The sequence below is a fragment of the Klebsiella sp. GW_Kp182 genome (genome assembly GCF_040062275.1).
Classification (GTDB): Bacteria; Pseudomonadota; Gammaproteobacteria; order Enterobacterales; family Enterobacteriaceae; genus Klebsiella; species Klebsiella michiganensis.
This window is the reverse complement of the sequence record NZ_JBEAFQ010000005.1, coordinates 54404-74275: the sequence shown is the minus strand read 5'-3', so window position 1 is coordinate 74275 and position 19872 is coordinate 54404. Positions and strand designations below refer to the sequence as shown.

Annotated in this window: 13 protein-coding genes and 1 pseudogene; 7 read left to right on the top strand and 7 right to left on the bottom strand. The window is 59.4% G+C overall.

The features are described from left to right. Nucleotides 1-8: 8 nt before the first annotated feature. The 4 genes from gspF to gspC are packed head-to-tail and all read right to left on the bottom strand — an operon-like array spanning nt 9 to nt 5528. Nucleotides 9-1214 carry a type II secretion system inner membrane protein GspF gene (gene gspF, locus ABLU88_RS06985; protein ID WP_102803157.1) on the bottom strand — a complete coding sequence of 402 codons (1206 nt, stop codon included), beginning with the start codon at nt 1212-1214 and terminating at the stop codon, nt 9-11. Between the two features lies 1 nt (nt 1215). Further along, entirely contained in the window at nt 1216-2709 is a 1494-nt protein-coding gene (gene gspE, locus ABLU88_RS06980; RefSeq protein ID WP_109240696.1) for a type II secretion system ATPase GspE, read from the bottom strand. Then, entirely contained in the window at nt 2706-4652 is a 1947-nt protein-coding gene (pulD, locus tag ABLU88_RS06975; RefSeq protein ID WP_348836273.1) for a GspD family T2SS secretin variant PulD, read from the bottom strand. Before pulD ends, gspE begins: the two co-directional genes overlap by 4 nt. 36 nt (nt 4653-4688) lie before the next feature. Then, on the bottom strand, nt 4689-5528 hold the full coding sequence (gspC, locus tag ABLU88_RS06970; RefSeq protein WP_186006606.1) for a type II secretion system protein GspC: 840 nt from the start codon (nt 5526-5528) through the stop codon (nt 4689-4691). Nucleotides 5529-5880: 352 nt separating this feature from the next. On the opposite strand from gspC, the gene pulA reads away from it, so the two are divergent. Together pulA and gspB are read left to right on the top strand one after the other, a co-directional pair. Beyond that, nucleotides 5881-9153, top strand: coding sequence for a pullulanase-type alpha-1,6-glucosidase (gene pulA, locus ABLU88_RS06965; RefSeq protein WP_348836250.1), 3273 nt, complete (start codon nt 5881-5883; stop codon nt 9151-9153). 71 nt (nt 9154-9224) lie between these two features. Continuing rightward, nucleotides 9225-9749: a type II secretion system assembly factor GspB gene (gene gspB / locus ABLU88_RS06960; RefSeq protein WP_048262345.1), complete on the top strand. Its 525-nt coding sequence runs from the start codon at nt 9225-9227 to the stop codon at nt 9747-9749. Nucleotides 9750-9777: 28 nt separating this feature from the next. Here gspB and pulS read toward each other — a convergent pair whose 3' ends face one another. Further along, the gene (gene pulS / locus ABLU88_RS06955) at nt 9778-10155 is read right to left on the bottom strand and encodes a GspS family T2SS pilot lipoprotein variant PulS (RefSeq protein ID WP_004098724.1); all 378 of its coding nucleotides are present in this window, start codon (nt 10153-10155) and stop codon (nt 9778-9780) included. Between the two features lie 118 nt (nt 10156-10273). After that, nucleotides 10274-10408 (bottom strand): hypothetical protein, encoded by a 135-nt coding sequence (locus ABLU88_RS06950; protein ID WP_254903915.1) that lies wholly within the window; start codon nt 10406-10408, stop codon nt 10274-10276. A gap of 319 nt (nt 10409-10727) precedes the next feature. On the opposite strand from ABLU88_RS06950, the gene mrcB reads away from it, so the two are divergent. The 5 genes from mrcB (at nt 10728) to fhuB (ending at nt 19474) form a co-directional block, all read left to right on the top strand. Further along, nucleotides 10728-13283, top strand: coding sequence for a bifunctional glycosyl transferase/transpeptidase (gene mrcB, locus ABLU88_RS06945; RefSeq protein WP_025107374.1), 2556 nt, complete (start codon nt 10728-10730; stop codon nt 13281-13283). 274 nt (nt 13284-13557) lie between these two features. After that, nucleotides 13558-15762: a ferrichrome porin FhuA gene (gene fhuA / locus ABLU88_RS06940; protein WP_047724408.1), complete on the top strand. Its 2205-nt coding sequence runs from the start codon at nt 13558-13560 to the stop codon at nt 15760-15762. Between the two features lie 45 nt (nt 15763-15807). Further along, nucleotides 15808-16605 carry a Fe3+-hydroxamate ABC transporter ATP-binding protein FhuC gene (fhuC, locus tag ABLU88_RS06935; protein WP_004098728.1) on the top strand — a complete coding sequence of 266 codons (798 nt, stop codon included), beginning with the start codon at nt 15808-15810 and terminating at the stop codon, nt 16603-16605. Next, nucleotides 16605-17495, top strand: a complete 891-nt coding sequence (fhuD, locus tag ABLU88_RS06930; RefSeq protein WP_102803160.1) for a Fe(3+)-hydroxamate ABC transporter substrate-binding protein FhuD — start codon at nt 16605-16607, stop codon at nt 17493-17495. The genes fhuC and fhuD overlap by 1 nt, the downstream gene beginning before the upstream one ends. Then, entirely contained in the window at nt 17492-19474 is a 1983-nt protein-coding gene (gene fhuB, locus ABLU88_RS06925) for a Fe(3+)-hydroxamate ABC transporter permease FhuB (protein WP_181251218.1), read from the top strand. Before fhuD ends, fhuB begins: the two co-directional genes overlap by 4 nt. 177 nt (nt 19475-19651) lie before the next feature. Here the strand turns inward: fhuB and ABLU88_RS06920 are convergent. Next, nucleotides 19652-19747 (bottom strand): annotated as a pseudogene (locus tag ABLU88_RS06920) (Rpn family recombination-promoting nuclease/putative transposase); the annotation flags it as partial. Nucleotides 19748-19872: the final 125 nt, after the last annotated feature.

Here is a 19872-nt window from a genome sequence, read left to right as displayed (position 1 = left end):
TAGAACAATTACATACTCATCAGGGTATTGAGCTGCAGTATCGGTTGCAGGATGGCGAGGACGATAAACAGCACCATGCCGGCCATCGCCACTATTAGCAAAGGTTCAAACAGGCTAAGGGCCAGCTGAATTTGCGCGCTCAAATCCCGGTCCTGGTTATCCGCCGCGCGCTCCAGCATGCCGTTGAGCTCGCCGCTCTGTTCGCCGCTGGCGACCATGTAGCGCATCATCGGCGGGAACAGCTGGGTCATTTCGAGCGCGCGATGCAGGCTGACGCCTTCGCGAACCGCGTCGCTGGCGGCTTCCAGCTGGCGCTTCGCCCAGGCGTTGCTTAATACTTCCGCGCTGATGCGCATCGCCAGCAGCAGCGGAACGGCGCTGGCGTTGAGAATGCTCAGGGTGCGGGCGTAGCGGGCGCTGTTAACGCTGCGCGCGACCCGGCCAATCAGCGGCAGGCGCAGCAGCAGCCTGTGCCAGGCCAGCCGCTTTGCCGGCTGCCGCAGCAGGTAGCGCAGCAGCAGAGCGACGAGCACGGCGGCCAGCAGCAGCCACGGACCGGCGGCGCGCAGCACATCGCTCATCGCCATCAGCAGGCGGGTGGAAAACGGCAGCGCCTGCTTAAGGTGGATAAACTGCTCGACAACCTTCGGCACCACCGTCGATAGCAGAATGACGATCACGCTGACCGCCACCAGGGTCAGCACGATGGGGTAAATCATCGCCTGCAGCAGCCGGGCGCGCAGCTGCTGGCGCTGTTCGGTATAGTCCGCCAGCCGGTTCAGCACGCCGTCGAGGTGGCCGGAGGCTTCTCCGGCGGCGACCATCGCGCAGTAGAGCGCGTCGAAGCAGCCCGGGTAGCCGCGCATCGCTTCCGCCAGCGAATGGCCTTCCAGCACTTTGCCGCGCACGCCGGCAATCAGGGTTTTCAGCTGGTTTTTTTCACACTGCTGGGCCACCGCGTCGAGCGCTTTTTCCAGCGGGATGGCGGCGGCGACCAGCGTCGCCAGCTGGCGGGTAACGAGGGCGAGATCGCGGGCGTTGGTGCGGCGAATAAAACGCAGTTGCCCGCCGCTGCCGGCTGCCGGGGCGATGTCCAGCGCCAGCCAGCCCTTTTCCCTCAGCAGCTGGCGAGCGTGGCGGGCGGAGTCCGCCTGCTGGACGCCGCGCCGGGTTTTACCGTTTTCATCAACGGCCTGATAGCGAAAAAGCGCCATGTCAGGAGGCCTCCGCGATCTGCTGTTCGCTAACCCGCAGCACCTCTTGCCAACTGGTGATCCCCGCCAGCGCCTTGTCCCGTCCGGCGTGGCGCAGGGTGATATAGTCCGCCCCCAGCTGCTGGATCAGCGTCACCTCGTTTTCGCCGCGGTGGATTGCCATACGCACGCGATCGTCCACCAGCAGCAGTTCGTGAATGCCGGTACGTCCGCGATAGCCGGTAAAGCCGCACTCGGCGCAGCCCCGGGGCTGCCAGAGCGCCGTGCCGGGAGCGATCTCCATCTGGCGGGCGGTGTCGGCATTGGCCGGTTCCTGCTGGCGACAGAGCGGGCAGAGCCGGCGCACCAGCCGCTGCGACATCACCGCCAGCAGCGAGGTGGAGAGCAGAAAAGGCTCCACGCCCATATCCTGCAGGCGCGAGATGGCGCCCAGCGCGCTGTTGGTGTGCAGCGTTGAGAGCACCAGATGGCCGGTTAGCGAGGCCTGAACGGCGATCTGCGCCGTTTCGCCGTCGCGAATTTCGCCCACCAGCACCACGTCAGGGTCCTGGCGCAAAATGGCGCGCAGCCCGCGGGCAAAGGTCATATCGACTTTCGCGTTAACCTGGGTCTGACCGATGCCCTCCAGCTCATATTCGATAGGATCTTCAATGGTCATGATGTTGCGCTCGCGGGCATCGAGGCGGCTCAGCGCGGCGTAGAGGGTGGTGCTTTTTCCCGAACCGGTCGGCCCGGTCACCAGCACGATGCCGTGCGGGCGGGCGATCAGTCCATCCACCTGCTGAAGCAGCGCGGGCGACATGCCGAGGGTCAGCAGGTCGAGATTGACGCTGTTTTTATCGAGCAGACGCAGCACAACGCGTTCGCCGTAGCTCGACGGCAGGGTGGAGACGCGCACGTCGACGGCGCGTCCGCCAATGCGCAGCGCCATGCGACCGTCCTGAGGAATGCGCTTTTCGGCGATATCAAGGCTCGCCATCACCTTAATGCGCGAGATCAGCAGCGCGGCGAGGCGGCGCTGCGGGCGCAGGATTTCGCGCAGTACGCCGTCGACGCGAAAGCGAATTTGCAGGTGGCGTTCATAGGTTTCGATATGAATATCCGACGCTTTCTCTTTGATAGCCTCGGTGAGCATGGCGTTAATCAGGCGGATAATCGGCGCGTCGTCTTCGCTATCCAGCAGGTCGTCGGTGTCCGGCAGCTCTTCGGCAAGGGTGTACAGATCCAGCTCGTTGCCGATATCCGCCATCATGCGCCGGGCCTCGGCGGAGTCGCGCTGATAGCTCAGCACCAGCAGCTTTTCGAACGCCTCCGCTTCCAGTCGCTCGAGGCTGAACGGCATCCCGGCCACCCTGCGGGCTTCCAGCAGCGCCTGCGGCGCGGTGGCGGCGAGGCAGAAAACCTCGCAGCTTTCGCCGTTGCTCAGGAGCATCACGTTGTGCGCGCGGGCGTAGCCGAAGGGGAGCAGCGGGCGTCGTTCAGCGGCGGGGGTCATAGATTGCCTCCCAGATTGAAGGCGTCGATGGCGGCGCTGACCTGGCGGAACGCGGCGGTATCCTGGCGCGGGTAGATCTCCAGCAGATCGTTACTCAGCATCGCGTCGTTGTTCTCTTTGCCGCGCTGTTTGCTCTGGGCGTCGTTAAACGCGGTGTACTGCCCGGATGAAGCCTGACGGTACTCGTCGCGGTCGCGGATCACCGTCGGGCGGATAAACAGCATCAGGTTGCGCTTGGAGACCTTTTTGCTGGTGGAGCGGAACAGCGCGCCAATCACCGGGATATCGCCGAGCAGAGGGACTTTGTCGGCGGTGTCGGAGACGCTTTTATCCAGCAGTCCGCCGACGACCACCGTTTCGCCGCTGCCGACCAGCACGGCGTTATTGACCGTACGGGTATTGAAGGTCGCGCCGAGATCCGAGCTGGTGCTGGAGGCGGCGTCCGCCACGCTGGAGACCTCCTGTTCGATCTCCAGCAGAACCGAATCGCCTTCGTTGATCTGCGGCTTCACTTTTAGCTTGATGCCGACGGTTTTGCGCTCGACGGTATTGAAGATGTTATCGCCGGAGGTGGTTTGCGAGCCGGTCAGCACCGGGACCTCCTGGCCGACGTTAAAGGTGGCTTCCATGTTGTCGAGGGTGACGATACTCGGCGTCGCGAGAATATCGTTCTTGGTGCTGCTGGAAAGGGCGGTTAACAGCATCGCCCAGTTACCCTGGTAGAAGCCGGCGGCAATGCCGTTGAAGGAGCTTAAGGCGCTCGCCAGCGAGCTGCTGACGGTGCCGTCTTTGTTGTACTGGTTGGCCCCGGCGATGGCCGTGGATATCGGCAGACCGCTGTTGGTGAACTGGGTCATCCCGGCATTTTTATTGGCCCACTGGATGCCGAGGTTGAGACCGTCAGCGTCCTGCACTTCGGCGATAATCGCTTCGACCAGCACCTGCGGGCGGCGGATATCCAGCTGGGCGATCACCCGCTCCAGATCGTTCATTACGTCCGGGGCGGCGGTGACAATCAGGGCGTTGGTCTGACCGTGCGCTTTGATAATGATATTTTTATCCAGCGCCGCCACCGGCTTCGCGGCCTGCTTTTCGCTCTGCATCGTGCTGCTGATGCCGGTCAGCACTTCCACCAGGTCGGAGGCTTTGGCGTATTTCAGGTAGATCACTTTGGTATTGCCCTGGGTCGCCTGCTGGCGGTCGAGCTGCTTAATCATCGCGATGATCCGCTGGCGGGAGTTCGGCTCGCCGCTGACCAGCACCGCGTTGGTGCGTTCATCGGCCACCACGTTGGCGACCATTGAGCCGGGCAGCGCCGATTTGCTGGTGTCTTTGTTGAGTTCGGTCACCAGCTTGACCACATCGGCGGCGGAGGCCCAGGCGAGGGGAACGGTCACCACGCTGCGGTCTCCGGCGTTATCGACGCGTTCGACGATGGTTAGCAGGCGCTTGATGACCGCCGCGCGGCCGGTCATCAGCAGGACGTTGGAGGGTTCATAGTGCACCACGCTGCCCGCGCCGGCGCTATCGTTAAGCTGGCGCAGCAGCGGCGCCAGATCGCGGGCCGCGACGTTGGTCAGGGGCACGACGCGGGTGACGACCTCATCGCCAATGCCCGGCGCGGCATCGCTCGCCACCGGCACCGCGGCGGTTTTCGCATCCTTCGAACGAACGACTTTCAGGACGCCGTTATTCATATTAATCACCGCGAAGCCATAGACATCGAGGACGCTGAGGAAGAATTGATAATATTGCTCTTCGTTGAGCATATCGTAGCTGCGCACGGTAATGGTGCCGCGTACGCTGGGATCGATAATGACCGTTTTATTCAGGTTTTTACTCACCGTATTGATAAATTCCTGAATATCGGTGCCCTTAAAGCTGGCGGAAAACTCTTCCGCCGCGGCCGGTTTGAATAACAGCGCGGCGAATACCAGCAGCATCAGGGAAAATGGGCGAATGACGTTGGCGATGATCAATTATTCATCCCTCAGGGCTAGATAAATATCTTGTTTCTGGCCGTCGCGTTCAACGGTAAGAGTTATTTCAGTTAATTCCGGTAGCTGGGCTAATGCCTGGCGGGACTGTTCTTTATCGCGAAGATCCAGGCCGTTCAGGGCTATCGCCAGATCGTTTTCCCGAAGACCCGCCTGGCGAAATAGCGCCGGGTCTTTGCCCGGATTCAGACGATATCCGCTGAGCTTGTCGTTAACCATGACCGGCGAAATATTGAGGTAATGAAGAATATTTTGCGGCTGCGCGCGGAGCTCCTGCGCCAATTGGCGGGCTGGCGGCGCGGCGCTATTTTTGCCGGCGGCAGGCGGGTCGTTAAACAGCGGGATAGCCTCATTTCTGCCGCGGTAATTAACAATCAGGCGGTCGGGGAAAATAGCGACGATTTTCGCCTCTCCGCCCGGCGTACTATCGCCAATCCCGAGGCTAACCTGTTGATTCCCTTTCATCATGATGGCGATGGCGCGAGAGGGATCGGTGCTGGCGAGCAGGCCGGTAACGCGCAGTTTGAGCGCCGAAACGGGCGCCTGGTCGAGGTTGCCGCCGTGCGCGGAGGCGGAGGTTTTCTCCGCAAGGCCAAACAGCGTAAAGCGCGGCAGCGCCGTTTCCGGGGAGGGGGTTGCGGGCGCCGTCATATCGGCAGGGCTCAATGCGTTATCCGTAAAGTTTACCGGGAGAATTATTTTCCAGGTTAATTGGGCGAGCTGCTGGCAGATAAAAAATAATATGATGGACGTCACAATATGAGGCGCGTAATTAATTATTTTTTTATTTGATATTGTTAATCTCATCACGGAATTATGCATTTTTATTCCTTTGCTCATTCTATTTCCCTCAGCAAAAGGTACCGCCCTACCGATATTGGTGGGGCTTTTTTTATTGTGAGCGTGCTTATTGCGGGAATCTGCGTAGGTCGCTGCGAATCATAAAGAGTTTGGCTATTGCGGTCGTCATTCCCTTTTTATTTTTTCTCCTCCGGCCGCCTACGCCCCCACGTAATGAGCGAATGGATGATTGAACCGGAGAGAGCAAGAATATCTAATTATCGGCGCTTTAAAGATATGCTCGTTATTTTTTTATGGTGCTTAAGTGCGCCAGGAATAGTTTCGCGTATATAACACTTCATATAATTTAATCAGCATGTATAGGGACTATCGAATGCTCAGATATACCCGTAATGCCCTGGTTCTGGGATCGCTGGTTTTACTTAGCGGCTGCGATAACGGATCCTCTTCTTCTTCCTCTGGAAATCCCGACACTCCTGGTAATCAGGATGTGGTTGTACGTTTACCTGACGTTGCCGTACCCGGCGAAGCGGCCACGGCGACAGAAAAGCAGGCGGTCATTCACCTGGTGGATATCGCCGGCATCACCAGCAGTAGCGCTGCGGACTACAGCAGTAAAAACCTCTACTTATGGAACAACGAAACCTGCGACGCGCTGAGCGCGCCGGTAGCGGACTGGAATGACGTCAGCACCACGCCGAGCGGCAGCGATAAATATGGCCCGTACTGGGTGATCCCGCTCAACAAAGAGAGTGGCTGTATTAACGTTATCGTTCGCGACGGCACCGATAAGCTGATCGATAGCGACCTGCGGGTGTCGTTTGGCGACTTTACCGATCGTACGGTATCGGTGATCGCCGGCAACAGCGCGGTCTATGACTCCCGCGCCGACGCCTTCCGCGCCGCTTTTGGCGTCGCGCTGGCCGAAGCCCACTGGGTCGATAAAAATACGCTGCTGTGGCCGGGCGGGCAGGATAAGCCCCTCGTGCGCCTCTACTACAGCCACAGCAGTAAAGTGGCGGCCGACGGCGAAGGCAAATTTACCGACCGCTATCTGAAACTGACGCCGACTACCGTCAGCCAGCAGGTCAGCATGCGCTTCCCGCACCTTTCCAGCTATGCGGCCTTTAAGCTGCCGGACAACGCCAACGTTGACGAGCTGCTGCAGGGCGAAACGGTCGCCATTGCCGCCGCAGAGGACGGGATCCTGATTTCCGCCACCCAGGTACAGACGGCGGGCGTGCTGGATGATACCTATGCCGAAGCGGCGGAAGCCCTGAGCTACGGCGCGCAGCTGGCCGACGGCGGCGTCACCTTCCGCGTCTGGGCGCCGACCGCTCAGCAGGTGGATGTGGTGGTTTACAGCGCGGACAAAAAAGTGATTGGCAGCCATCCGATGACCCGCGACAGCGCTTCCGGCGCGTGGTCGTGGCAGGGCGGTAGCGATCTGAAAGGCGCGTTCTACCGCTATGCGATGACGGTTTATCACCCGCAGTCGCGCAAGGTTGAACAGTACGAAGTCACCGATCCGTATGCGCATAGCCTGTCGACCAACTCGGAGTACAGCCAGGTGGTCGATCTCAACGACAGCGCCCTGAAGCCTGACGGCTGGGATAGCCTGACGATGCCGCATGCCCAGAAGACAAAAGCGGATTTAGCGAAGATGACGATTCATGAATCGCATATTCGCGATCTCTCCGCCTGGGACCAGACCGTTCCGGCCGAACTGCGCGGTAAATACCTTGCGCTGACCGCCGGCGACAGCAATATGGTGCAGCATCTGAAGAAGCTCTCCGCTTCAGGCGTCACGCACGTTGAACTGCTGCCGGTCTTCGATCTGGCGACGGTGAACGAGTTCAGCGACAAAGTCGCCGATATTCAGCAGCCGTTCAGCCGCCTGTGTGAAGTGAACAGCGCGGTGAAAAGCAGCGAGTTCGCCGGATACTGCGACAGCGCTTCCACCGTGGAAGAGGTGCTGAATCAGCTTAAGCAGAGCGATAGCCAGGATAATCCTCAGGTGCAGGCGCTGAATACGCTGGTGGCGCAGACCGACTCCTACAACTGGGGCTACGATCCGTTCCACTACACGGTTCCGGAAGGATCCTACGCGACCGATCCGGAAGGCACGACGCGCATCAAAGAGTTCCGCACCATGATTCAGGCGATCAAGCAGGATCTGGGGATGAACGTCATTATGGACATGGTATACAACCACACCAACGCCGCGGGCCCGACCGACCGCACGTCGGTGCTGGATAAGATAGTACCATGGTACTATCAGCGTCTGAATGAAATTACCGGTAGCGTTGAATCCGCCACCTGCTGTTCCGACTCTGCGCCGGAGCATCGGATGTTCGCCAAGCTGATCGCCGACTCGCTGGCGGTGTGGACCACGGACTATAAAATCGATGGCTTCCGCTTCGATCTGATGGGCTATCACCCGAAAGCGCAAATTCTGTCGGCGTGGGAGCGCATTAAGGCCCTGAACCCGGATATCTACTTCTTCGGCGAAGGCTGGGACTCTAACCAGAGCGACCGTTTTGAAATCGCCTCGCAGATCAACCTGAAAGGTACCGGCATCGGCACGTTCTCCGATCGCCTGCGCGACTCCGTGCGCGGCGGCGGCCCGTTCGATTCCGGCGATGCTCTGCGTCAGAACCAGGGCGTCGGCAGCGGCGCGGGCGTGTTGCCAAACGAACTCGCCAGCCTGAGCGATGACCAGGTGCGTCATCTGGCCGATCTGACCCGTCTGGGCATGGCCGGTAACCTCGCTGACTTTGTGATGATCGACAAAGACGGCGCGGTGAAGAAAGGCAGCGAAATTGACTATAACGGCGCGCCTGGCGGCTATGCCGCAGACCCGACGGAGGTCGTCAACTATGTTTCGAAGCACGACAACCAGACGCTGTGGGACATGATCAGCTATAAAGCGTCCCAGGAAGCCGACCTGGCGACCCGCGTTCGCATGCAGGCCGTTTCGCTGGCGACGGTGATGCTCGGGCAGGGGATCGCTTTCGACCAGCAGGGTTCTGAACTGCTGCGCTCGAAATCCTTTACCCGCGACTCCTACGACTCCGGCGACTGGTTCAACCGTGTGGATTATTCCCTGCAGGATAATAACTACAACGTTGGGATGCCGCGCATCAGCGATGACGGCAGCAACTATGACGTGATTACTCGCGTCAAAGAGATGGTTGCCACTCCGGGCGAAGCGGAGCTGAAGCAGATGACCGCGTTCTACCAGGAGCTGACCGAGCTGCGTAAATCCTCCCCGCTGTTCACCTTAGGCGACGGCAGCGCGGTGATGAAGCGCGTTGATTTCCGTAATACCGGTTCAGACCAGCAGGCCGGTCTGCTGATTATGACCGTGGATGACGGAGTGAAAGCGGGCGCCAGCCTGGATAGCCGTCTTGACGGCCTGGTGGTGGTGATTAACGCCGCGCCGGAAAGCCGTACGCTGAATGAGTTTGCCGGTGAAACGCTGCAGCTGAGCGCGATCCAGCAGGCGGCGGGCGAAAATTCGCTGGCAAACGGCGTGCAGATTGCCGCTGACGGCACGGTCACGCTGCCGTCATGGTCGGTGGCGGTGCTGGAAATGCCGCAGGGCGATGCCCAGGGCGCCGGGCTGCCGGTCAGCAGCAAGTAAGACCTGAACCTCCCGGCCCGCGGCGTCATAACCACGGGCCGGGATGGCGTGTCTTGATTAAGGAGAAGCCCGTGCTTGTTCGTCAGCAAGAGCCGTACCCGCAGTCCGCGCCCCCGACGGTAGTTGGAAAAATGGTGCAGATCCCCTATGTGACCGTACCGCTGTACGCCGCGCTGCTGATTGCGCTCGGCTGGTTCGGCGGCGAGCAGTGGCGGAATAAGCCCGAGCCGCAGCCGATGAGCCAGCCAGTAGCGCATGCGGCGTTAGTGCCGCTGAATCAACCGGCGGTCAAAACTGCCGTGACGGCGGTTAAAGCCGAGCCAGAAATGAAGGCTGAACCAGAAATAGCGATCGATGAAGATACTCTGCCGCCTCTGCGCTATAGCGCGCACGTCTACGCCTCGCTGGCGGAGAAACGCAGCATTGTATTAAACGGACAGTCCTGGAAGGAGGGCGACTCGCCGCTGCCGAACCTGGTTATTGAGCAGATTCAGCAGGATCTCACCGTATTTAGCTTCAACGGTAAAACGTTTACCCTCGCGGCGCTGGATGACTGGCCGGGCGGGGCGATTGAGGAGAGTCCGCAGGCTGAATAAAATAGTGCGAGCGGAATAAAAATAAGCGCTATTTATTGCCGCGCAGGCTATCAATAAATGGCGCCAGCTGGCGATTAAACTGGCTGCATTTTGTGGCTTCCGGGGTACTGTCCTGCTGGAGCTGTTGATATAGCTGCGCGCTGCGCTGGCTTAGCAGATTATCGTCAATATTCGCCCATCCGCGTTTTTTACCCACGTTTATTGCCGCACGATTAATCGCTTCATCGGCGGGCAGATCGCTGCGGTTGCATTTATTCTTCAGATAGCGCGCCCCGGCGGCGACGGAGGCAAGCTGCTCAAGCTGGGCCTGACCGCTCACGGCAGGACTGAGAGTTGTCGAACGATTTTGCTGACAGCCTGAGAGCAGGGCGACCGCCATAAGCGGGAATAGAATAAAGTTGCGCATAATATATTAATCGGAAAAATTAATTGGCTGACAGTTTAACAAATATTTGTCCGCAGTCATCAGAAAATCTGCCAAATTATCAATGTTAAGCGGCTCGCTTTTTTATCATTGTCGTCTTTTAAATTTCTTTTTCTTTCACCTGCATGATTTTTCTTTTACGGCGGAAATATTCTTTCCCGCCGGCGCCGTTCCGGTTTCTTTGGGCGGCCTGCGGATCGATACGGGCGCACATTTTTATGTTGTTAAAAAACATAATAATTTCCCTTTCGTTATTCGATGAGGATGTAAAATGCTGGTTAAGAATGTCGCGGTTTAGTGCTATCCTGTATCGCCTGGACAATTCGTTCCGTGTCCCGAACTATTCTGATGATGAAACGTGTAACAAGATGATTTGTATGGTGAATTTTTAAAGTGAAAATCATACGAGCGACATGATAACGCGTCGCGCAGTACATAAATGGTCGCCTGAAGGCCAAAATATTCGGGCGTCAATTTGAGAGATTTCTTCTTTCCCCCATTCGGGGAAACATTGAGAATCAGGCCTTTACGCCTGTAAGTTGCGGAGAAAAAGCATGGCGGGAGATGACCGCGAGCCGATCGGACGTAAGGGGAGACCCTCGCGCCCGGCAAAACAAAAGGTAACTCGCCGTCGGGTCCGGGAAGAGGACTACGACGACGATTACGATGATGATGACTATGAGGATGAAAAACCGATGCCGCGGAAAGGAAAAGGCAAAGGCGGTAAACCCCCTCGTCGTAAACGCGCCTGGCTATGGCTGCTGATTAAGATTGGGGTCGTCTGCGCGGTGTTGATTGCCGCCTATGGCGTCTACCTCGATCAGAAAATCCGCAGCCGCATCGACGGTAAAGTCTGGGATCTGCCCGCGGCGGTTTATGGCCGGATGGTCAACCTTGAGCCGGATATGCAGATCAGCAAAAACGAAATGGTGCGCCTGCTCAACGCCACGCAGTATCGCCAGGTGAGCGCGATGACGCGCCCGGGCGAATACACGGTACAGGCCAACAGTATCGAGATGATCCGCCGTCCGTTCGATTTCCCGGACAGTAAAGAAGGGCAGGTGCGCGCGCGTCTGACCTTTAATGGCGATCGTCTGGACACTATCGAGAATATGGATAACAACCGCCAGTTCGGTTTCTTCCGTCTCGATCCGCGCCTGATCACTATGCTGCAATCGGCCAACGGCGAACAGCGTCTGTTTGTTAAGCGCAACGGCTTCCCGGATCTGCTGGTCGATACCCTGCTGGCGACGGAAGATCGTCATTTCTACGAACACGACGGCATCAGCCTCTACTCGATTGGCCGCGCGGTGCTGGCGAACCTGACCGCCGGGCGTACGGTGCAGGGCGCGAGTACGCTGACCCAGCAGCTGGTGAAGAACCTGTTCCTCTCCAGCGAACGTTCGTACTGGCGCAAGATTAATGAAGCCTATATGGCGCTGATCGTCGATGCCCGCTACAGCAAGGATCGTATCCTTGAGCTGTATATGAACGAGGTGTACCTCGGTCAGAGCGGCGATAACGAGATCCGCGGCTTCCCGCTGGCGAGCCTCTATTACTTTGGTCGTCCGGTGGAAGAGCTGAGCCTCGATCAGCAGGCGCTGCTGGTGGGGATGGTAAAAGGCGCGTCGGTCTACAACCCGTGGCGTAACCCGAAGCTGGCGCTGGAGCGACGCAACCTCGTGCTGCGTCTGCTGCAGCAGCAGCAGGTTATCGATCAGGAACTGTATGACATGCTGAGCGCGCGTCCGCTGGGCGTACAGCCGCGCGGCGGGGTGATCTCTCCGCAGCCGGCGTTTATGCAGATGGTACGCCAGGAGCTGCAGGCGAAACTGGGCGACAAAGTAAAAGATCTCTCCGGCGTGAAGATCTTTACCACCTTCGACTCGGTCGCGCAGGACGCGGCGGAAAAAGCGGCGACGGAAGGTATTCCGGCGCTGAAGAAACAGCGTAAGCTGCCGGATCTGGAAACCGCGATGGTGGTGGTCGACCGCTTCACCGGCGAGGTGCGGGCGATGGTCGGCGGCGCGGAGCCGCAGTTTGCCGGCTATAACCGCGCGATGCAGGCGCGCCGTTCAATTGGTTCACTGGCAAAACCGGCGACCTATCTGACCGCGCTAAGCCAGCCGAACCAGTATCGTCTCAATACCTGGATTGCCGATGCGCCTATCTCGATTCGCCTGTCCAACGGCCAGACGTGGTCGCCGCAGAACGACGATCGTCGCTACAGCGATAGCGGTAAAGTGATGCTGGTTGACGCGCTGACGCGTTCAATGAACGTGCCGACCGTGAACCTTGGGATGGCGCTGGGTCTGCCGGCCGTGGTCGATACCTGGACTAAGCTGGGCGCGCCGAAGAATCAGCTGAACGCCGTGCCGTCTATGCTGCTGGGGGCGCTGAACCTGACGCCGATTGAAGTGGCGCAGGCGTTCCAGACCATTGCCAGCGGGGGTAACCGCGCACCGCTGTCCGCGCTGCGTTCCGTTATCGCTGAAGATGGTACCGTGCTCTATCAGAGCTATCCGCAGGCGGAACGCGCGGTGCCGGCGCAGGCGGCGTATATGACGCTATGGACCATGCAGCAGGTGGTGCAGCGCGGTACCGGTCGCCAACTGGGCGCGAAGTATCCGGGCCTGCATCTGGCGGGTAAAACCGGGACCACCAACAACAACGTTGATACCTGGTTTGCCGGTATTGACGGCGGTCAGGTGACCATTACCTGGGTGGGTCGCGATAATAACCAGCCGACCAAGCTGTACGGCGCCAGCGGCGCGATGTCAATTTATCAGCGCTACCTGGCTAACCAGACGCCGACGCCGCTGGTGCTGACTCCGCCTGAAGACGTGGTGGATATGGGCGTCGATGGCAGCGGTAACTTTGTCTGCAGCGGCGGCATGCGCTCGCTGCCGGTATGGACGACCACGCCGGACGCGCTGTGCCGCCAGGGCGAACAGATCCAACAGCAGCAGCTTGAGCAGCAGCAGGCGAATAACCCGTTCAATCAGTCCGGGCAGCAGCCGCAGCAGCAAAATCAGCAGCAGCAACCGCCGAAGCAGGAGAAGAGCGATGGCGTAGCGGGCTGGATTAAGGATATGTTCGGCAGCAATTAACCCGCCGCTGCATCCTGTAAACCGGCGCTGTGTCGGTTGAATGGAGGCGGAAATATAGGCCCTCTACTACCCCGGTAGTAGAGGGCCTTTTTATCTCTGTCATTTAATTAACAGCCGTTTAACCCCACACTTACCGTCTGGTTATTTATTCATCCTTTGATCGCTCACAGGGGGCATATTTCTTGCCTTGCCGCGCGCGTTTCGCCTATTATGTCACCCGTTATAATAATAATTCTCGTTTACGTTATCATTCACTTCTATTAGAGATATACCCATGGCGCGTCTTAAAACTGCTCAGCCAAATCACTCGCTGCGTAAAATCGCAGTTGTAGTAGCCACGGCGGTTAGCGGCATGTCTGTTTATGCACAGGCGGCAGTTGAACCGAAAGAAGAAACCATTACCGTCACCGCCGCTCCGGCCCCGCAGGAGAGCGCCTGGGGACCGGCAGCGACCATCGCGGCGAAACATTCGGCTACCGCAACAAAAACCGATACCCCCATCGAAAAAACGCCGCAGTCTATTTCCGTGGTGACCCGTCAGGAAATGGAGATGAAGCAGCCGACGACGGTGAAAGAAGCGCTGGCCTATACGCCGGGCGTATTCTCGACTCGCGGCAGCTCAACCACCTATGATGTGGTGACGATTCGTGGTTTCACCACGTCGACAACGGTGAATACCAACCAGTATCTGGATGGGATGAAGCTGCAGGGTAATAACTATTCCGAAGTATCGATGGACCCTTATTTCCTCGAACGTGTTGAGGTGATGCGCGGGCCAACGTCGGTGCTGTACGGCAACAGCAACCCTGGCGGTATCGTCAGCATGGTCAGCAAGCGTCCGACCACTGAGCCGCTGAAAGAAATCCAGTTTAAAATGGGCACCGATAATCTGTGGCAGACGGGATTTGATTTCAGCGACGCCATTGATGATGACGGCGTGTGGTCATATCGTCTGACCGGTTTGGGCCGCAGCCAGGACGCCCAGCAGCAAATGGCGAAGTCTACCCGTTACGCGGTCGCCCCCTCCTTTAGCTGGCGTCCGGATGACAAAACGGACTTCACTTTCCTGAGTAATTTCCAGAGCGATCCGTATGCCGGATATTACGGCTGGCTGCCGCGTGAAGGGACGGTGGTGCCGTATTACGACGCCAACGGTAAGGCGCATAAGCTGCCGACGGACTTTAACGAAGGCGAGGCGGATAATAAGATGTCCCGCCGTCAGCAGATGGTGGGCTACAGCTTCTCGCATCAGTTTGATGATACTTTCACCGTACGTCAGAACCTGCGTTATGCCAACGTCCATACCCTCTATCGTTCGGTCTACGGCAACGGATATACGCCGACAGGCAAAATCAACCGTGCGTATGTTCGCTCTGATGAGAACCTTAATACGTTTACCGTTGATACTCAGCTGCAGTCTGATTTCGCTACCGGCGCGGTAGGGCACACTCTGTTAACCGGCGTGGATTATTCGCGCATGCGCAATGATGTGACCGCCGATTACGGGACGGCTTCCGCGCTTGACATGCAGAATCCGCAGTACGGCAATGCAAACGTTAGCGTTAACTTCCCCTATTCAGTGCTGAACCGTATGGAGCAGACCGGTCTCTATGCCCAGGATCAGATGGCGTGGGATAAGTGGGTGATGACGCTGGGGGGCCGCTACGACTATGCGATGGCTTCAACCCTGACGCGCCCTGCGAATACCCTCGCCAAAAATCACGATCAGCAGTTCACCTGGCGCGGCGGTATTAACTATCTGTTTGATAATGGTATCTCGCCATACTTCAGCTACAGCCAGTCTTTTGAGCCGGTTTCCGGATCGTCGCGGGATGGTAAACCCTTCGATGCTTCCCACGGCGAACAGTATGAAGCCGGGGTGAAGTACGTACCGAAGGATATGCCGGTCGTGCTGACCGCCGCGGTATATCAGCTGACCAAAGATAAAAACCTGACGGCGGATCCGAACAACGCCTCGTTCAGCATCCAGACGGGCGAAATCCGCTCTCGCGGGATTGAGCTGGAGGCGAAGGCGGCGGTTAACGCCAACGTCAACGTGACGGCTTCCTATACCTATACCGACGCCCAATACCAGCATGACACCACCTTTAACGGCAAGCGTCCGGCGGAAGTGCCGCGCAACATGGCGTCGCTGTGGGCCGACTACACCTTCCACGAAACCGCGCTGAGCGGCCTGACGGTGGGTGCCGGGGCGCGCTATGTCGGTTCAACGGTAAGCTATTACAAAAACGATACTTCGACGGGGAAAAAAGATGACGCCTTCAACGTCGCGGGCTACGCGTTAATGGATGCCACCGTGAAATATGATTTAGCGCGCTTTGGTCTGCCGGGTTCGTCGATCGGGGTCAACGTCAACAACCTGTTCGATCGCGAATACGTTTCCAGCTGCTATAGCGAGTACGCATGCTACTGGGGCGCTGAGCGCCAGGTTGTGGCGACCGCGACTTTCCGTTTCTAACCACTTAACGGGCGCGGTTCGCCGCGCCTCTGACCAGGTTCCGTTATGCAGGAAATCACTCCGCACTCCGATACGACGTTTTCACTGGACCGCGTGACCTTCCGCGTGCCCGGCAGAACGCTGCTGCATCCTCTGTCGTTAACCTTCCCGGCGGGAAAAGTCACGGGCCTGATTGGCCATAACGGCTCCGGCAAATCGACGCTGCTGAAAATGCTTGGCCGCCATCAGGCGCCCTCGGACGGGGAGGTTTTGCTCGACGGTCAGCCGCTCGACAGCTGGGGCAGTAAAGCCTTTGCCCGCAAAGTGGCTTATCTGCCGCAGCAGCTGCCACCGGCGGAAGGCATGACGGTGCGTGAGCTGGTGGCGATCGGCCGCTACCCGTGGCACGGAGCGCTGGGGCGTTTTGGCGCGGCGGATCGGGAGAAAGTGGAAGAGGCGATTGCGCTGGTAGGCCTAAAACCGCTGGCCCACCGGCTGGTGGACAGCCTCTCCGGCGGTGAACGCCAGCGCGCGTGGATTGCCATGCTGGTGGCTCAGGATAGCCGCTGCCTGCTGCTCGATGAACCGACCTCGGCGCTGGATATCGCCCACCAGGTGGATGTGCTGGCGCTGGTCCATCGCCTCAGCCAGCAGCGCGGGCTGACGGTGATCGCCGTACTGCATGATATCAATATGGCGGCGCGCTACTGCGACTATCTGGTTGCGCTGCGCGGCGGTGAGATGATCGCTCAGGGAACGCCCGCGGAGCTGATGCGCAGCGAAACCCTGGAACAAATTTACGGCATCCCGATGGGGATCCTGCCGCATCCGGCTGGCGCAGCGCCGGTAAGTTTTGTCTATTGATGGAAAACCTCACATTCATCTCGCGGCGGCGCCTGCTGACCGCAATGGCGCTGTCTCCGCTGCTGTGGCAGATGCGCGGCGCGCGGGCGGCGGAAGTGGATCCGCAGCGTATTGTCGCGCTCGAATGGCTGCCGGTAGAGCTGCTGCTGGCGCTGGGCGTCACGCCCTACGGCGTTGCAGATATCCCTAACTACCGGCTGTGGGTCAATGAACCGGCGCTACCTGATTCGGTGATTGACGTCGGGCTGCGTACCGAGCCCAATCTGGAGCTGCTGACGCAGATGAAGCCGTCGTTTCTGGTCTGGTCGGCGGGATACGGCCCGTCGGCGGAAAAGCTGGCGCGTATTGCGCCCGGACGAGGATTCACCTTCAGCGACGGCAAGCGCCCGCTGATGATGGCTCAGCAGTCGCTTGGCGAAATGGCTGATCTGATCGGCAGGCAGCGGGAAGCGAAGCGCCATCTGGCGGAATTTGACGCGCTGATGGAGAGCCTGCGACCGCGCTTTGCCCGCCGCGGCGATCGTCCGCTGCTGATGATTACTCTGCTTGATAGCCGTCACGTGCTGGTTTTTGCGCAAAACTGCCTGTTCCAGGAGGTGCTCGACCGCTTTGCCATCAAAAATGCCTGGCAGGGCGAAACCACCTTCTGGGGTAGCGTCACCGTCGGTATTGACCGGCTGGCGGCCTACAGAGACGCCGACGTTATCTGCTTCGACCACGGCAATGCGCGGGAGATGGCGCAGCTTATGGCGACGCCGCTGTGGCGAGCGATGCCGTTTGTTCGCGCAGGGCGTTTTCAGCGCGTCCCGGCGGTGTGGTTCTATGGCGCGACGCTATCGGCGATGCATTTTGCCCGCGTGCTGGCCGACGCTCAGGGAGGCCCGGCATGAGATCGCGAATTTCGCCTTTGGCGACATCACTGCTGTTGACGCTCCTTCTCGTCGCTGCTGCGCTGACGCTGTTCAACCTCAACGTGGCGCTGCCGCGAAGCGAATGGGGGCAGGCGCTTTGGCAGCCGAATATCGATAATATCGCTCAGATGCTGTTCCACTACAGCCTGCTGCCGCGGCTGGCGATATCGCTGCTGGTCGGCGCCGGGCTGGGGCTGGTGGGCGTGCTGTTCCAGCAGGTGCTACGTAACCCGCTGGCGGAGCCGACGACGCTCGGCGTGGCGACCGGGGCGCAGCTGGGCATGACGGTCACCACGCTGTGGGCGATCCCTGGCGTGCTGGCGTCGCAGTTCGCCGCGCTGGCCGGGGCGTGCATTGTCGGCGCGCTGGTGTTTGGCGTGTCGTGGGGCAAACGCCTCTCGCCGGTGACGTTGATTCTGGCAGGGCTGGTGGTGAGCCTGTACTGCGGCGCGCTTAATCAACTAATGGCTATTTTCCATCACGATCGGCTGCAAAGTATGTTCCTGTGGAGTACAGGTACCCTGACGCAGACCGACTGGAGCGTGGTGCAGCGGCTGTGGCCGCAGCTGCTGGGCGGAGCGATTTTAACGCTACTGCTGCTGCGTCCGCTGACCCTGATGGGGCTGGACGACGGCGTGGCGCGCAACCTCGGACTGGCGCTCTCGCTGGCGCGGCTGGGGGCGTTGACCCTGGCGATTATCATTAGCGCCCTGTTGGTGAATGCGGTGGGGATTATTGGCTTTATCGGCCTGTTCGCGCCGCTGTTGGCGAAGATGCTGGGCGCGCGTCGCCTGCTCTCGCGCCTGCTGCTGGCGGCCCTGATTGGCGCGCTGCTGCTGTGGCTCTCCGATCAGGTTATCCTCTGGCTGGCCCGGGTGTGGATGGAGATCTCCACCGGTTCGGTGACCGCGCTGATTGGCGCGCCGCTGCTGCTATGGCTGCTGCCGCGCCTGCGCAGCATTAGCGCGCCGGTGATGAACGGTGGCGATAGCGTGCTGGCTGAACGGCAACATGTGCTGTGGTTCGCGCTGGGCGGGCTGGCGATTCTGCTGCTGGCCATCGTCGCGGCGCTGGCTTTCGGCCGCGACGCGCAGGGCTGGCACTGGGCCAGCGGTACGCTACTGGATGAGCTAATGCCCTGGCGCTGGCCGCGCATTCTGGCGGCGCTGTTCGCTGGCGTGATGCTGGCGGTGGCGGGCTGCATTATCCAGCGCTTAACCGGTAATCCGATGGCCAGTCCGGAAGTGCTCGGGATCAGCTCGGGCGCGGCGTTTGGCGTGGTGGTGATGCTGTTCTTCGTGCCGGGAAATGCCTTTGGCTGGCTGCTGCCCGCCGGTAGCCTCGGCGCGGCGGCGACGCTGCTGGTCATTCTGATTGCCGCCGGACGCGGCGGGTTCTCGCCGCATCGCATGCTGCTGGCGGGGATGGCGCTGAGCACGGCGTTTACCATGCTGCTGATGATGCTGCAGGCCAGCGGCGATCCGCGAATGGCGCAGATCCTGACGTGGATTTCCGGCTCAACCTACAGCGCCACGCCGGAGCTCGTGATGCGCAGCGGCGCGGTGATGCTTATTCTGCTGGCGCTGACGCCGCTTTGCCGACGCTGGTTGACGATTCTGCCGCTGGGCGGCGAGGCGGCGAGGGCGGTCGGGATTGCGCTGACGCCGTCACGTATCGGGCTGCTGCTGCTGGCGGCATGTCTGACCGCGGCCGCAACCCTAACGATTGGCCCGCTCAGCTTCGTGGGGTTAATGGCGCCGCATATTGCGCGTATGATGGGATTCCGGCGTACGATGCCGCATATGGCGATCTCCGGCCTGATTGGCGGAGTGCTGCTGGTGTTCGCCGACTGGTGCGGCCGGATGCTGATGTTCCCGTACCAAATCCCGGCAGGATTGCTGTCGACGTTTATCGGCGCGCCGTACTTTATCTATCTGTTGAGAAAGCAGAGCCGGTAGCGTTTCACCATCGCGATGCCCGGCGGGCGTCGCGATGTTATCCCCTTTTTTGCCCGGATTCAGTTGGGACTAACTGCGGAATTCTGCAACTGCTCTAATTCGTTTTCCGTCACGACCGCGCTGCCCCATATAGCTAAAAAACACTTTTAGCTGCTCGGCGGTAGTGTATCCCGCGTTAAGCAGAATCCCCAATTGCTCGAGCAGCAACATGAGATCCCGCTGGCGAATATGCTTTTGCAGGAGCTCCAGGATCGCAATACGCCGGTGCTGCATATCGATATGGGCCAGTAGCTGTTTAAAAATGGCGTCATGCGGTGTAGGGGACGATTGTGTTGTCATTCTGAGCAATCCTTGCGGCTGAGTTTCCGCTGAGAATCTGCTTTTGCCTGCCCATTGTC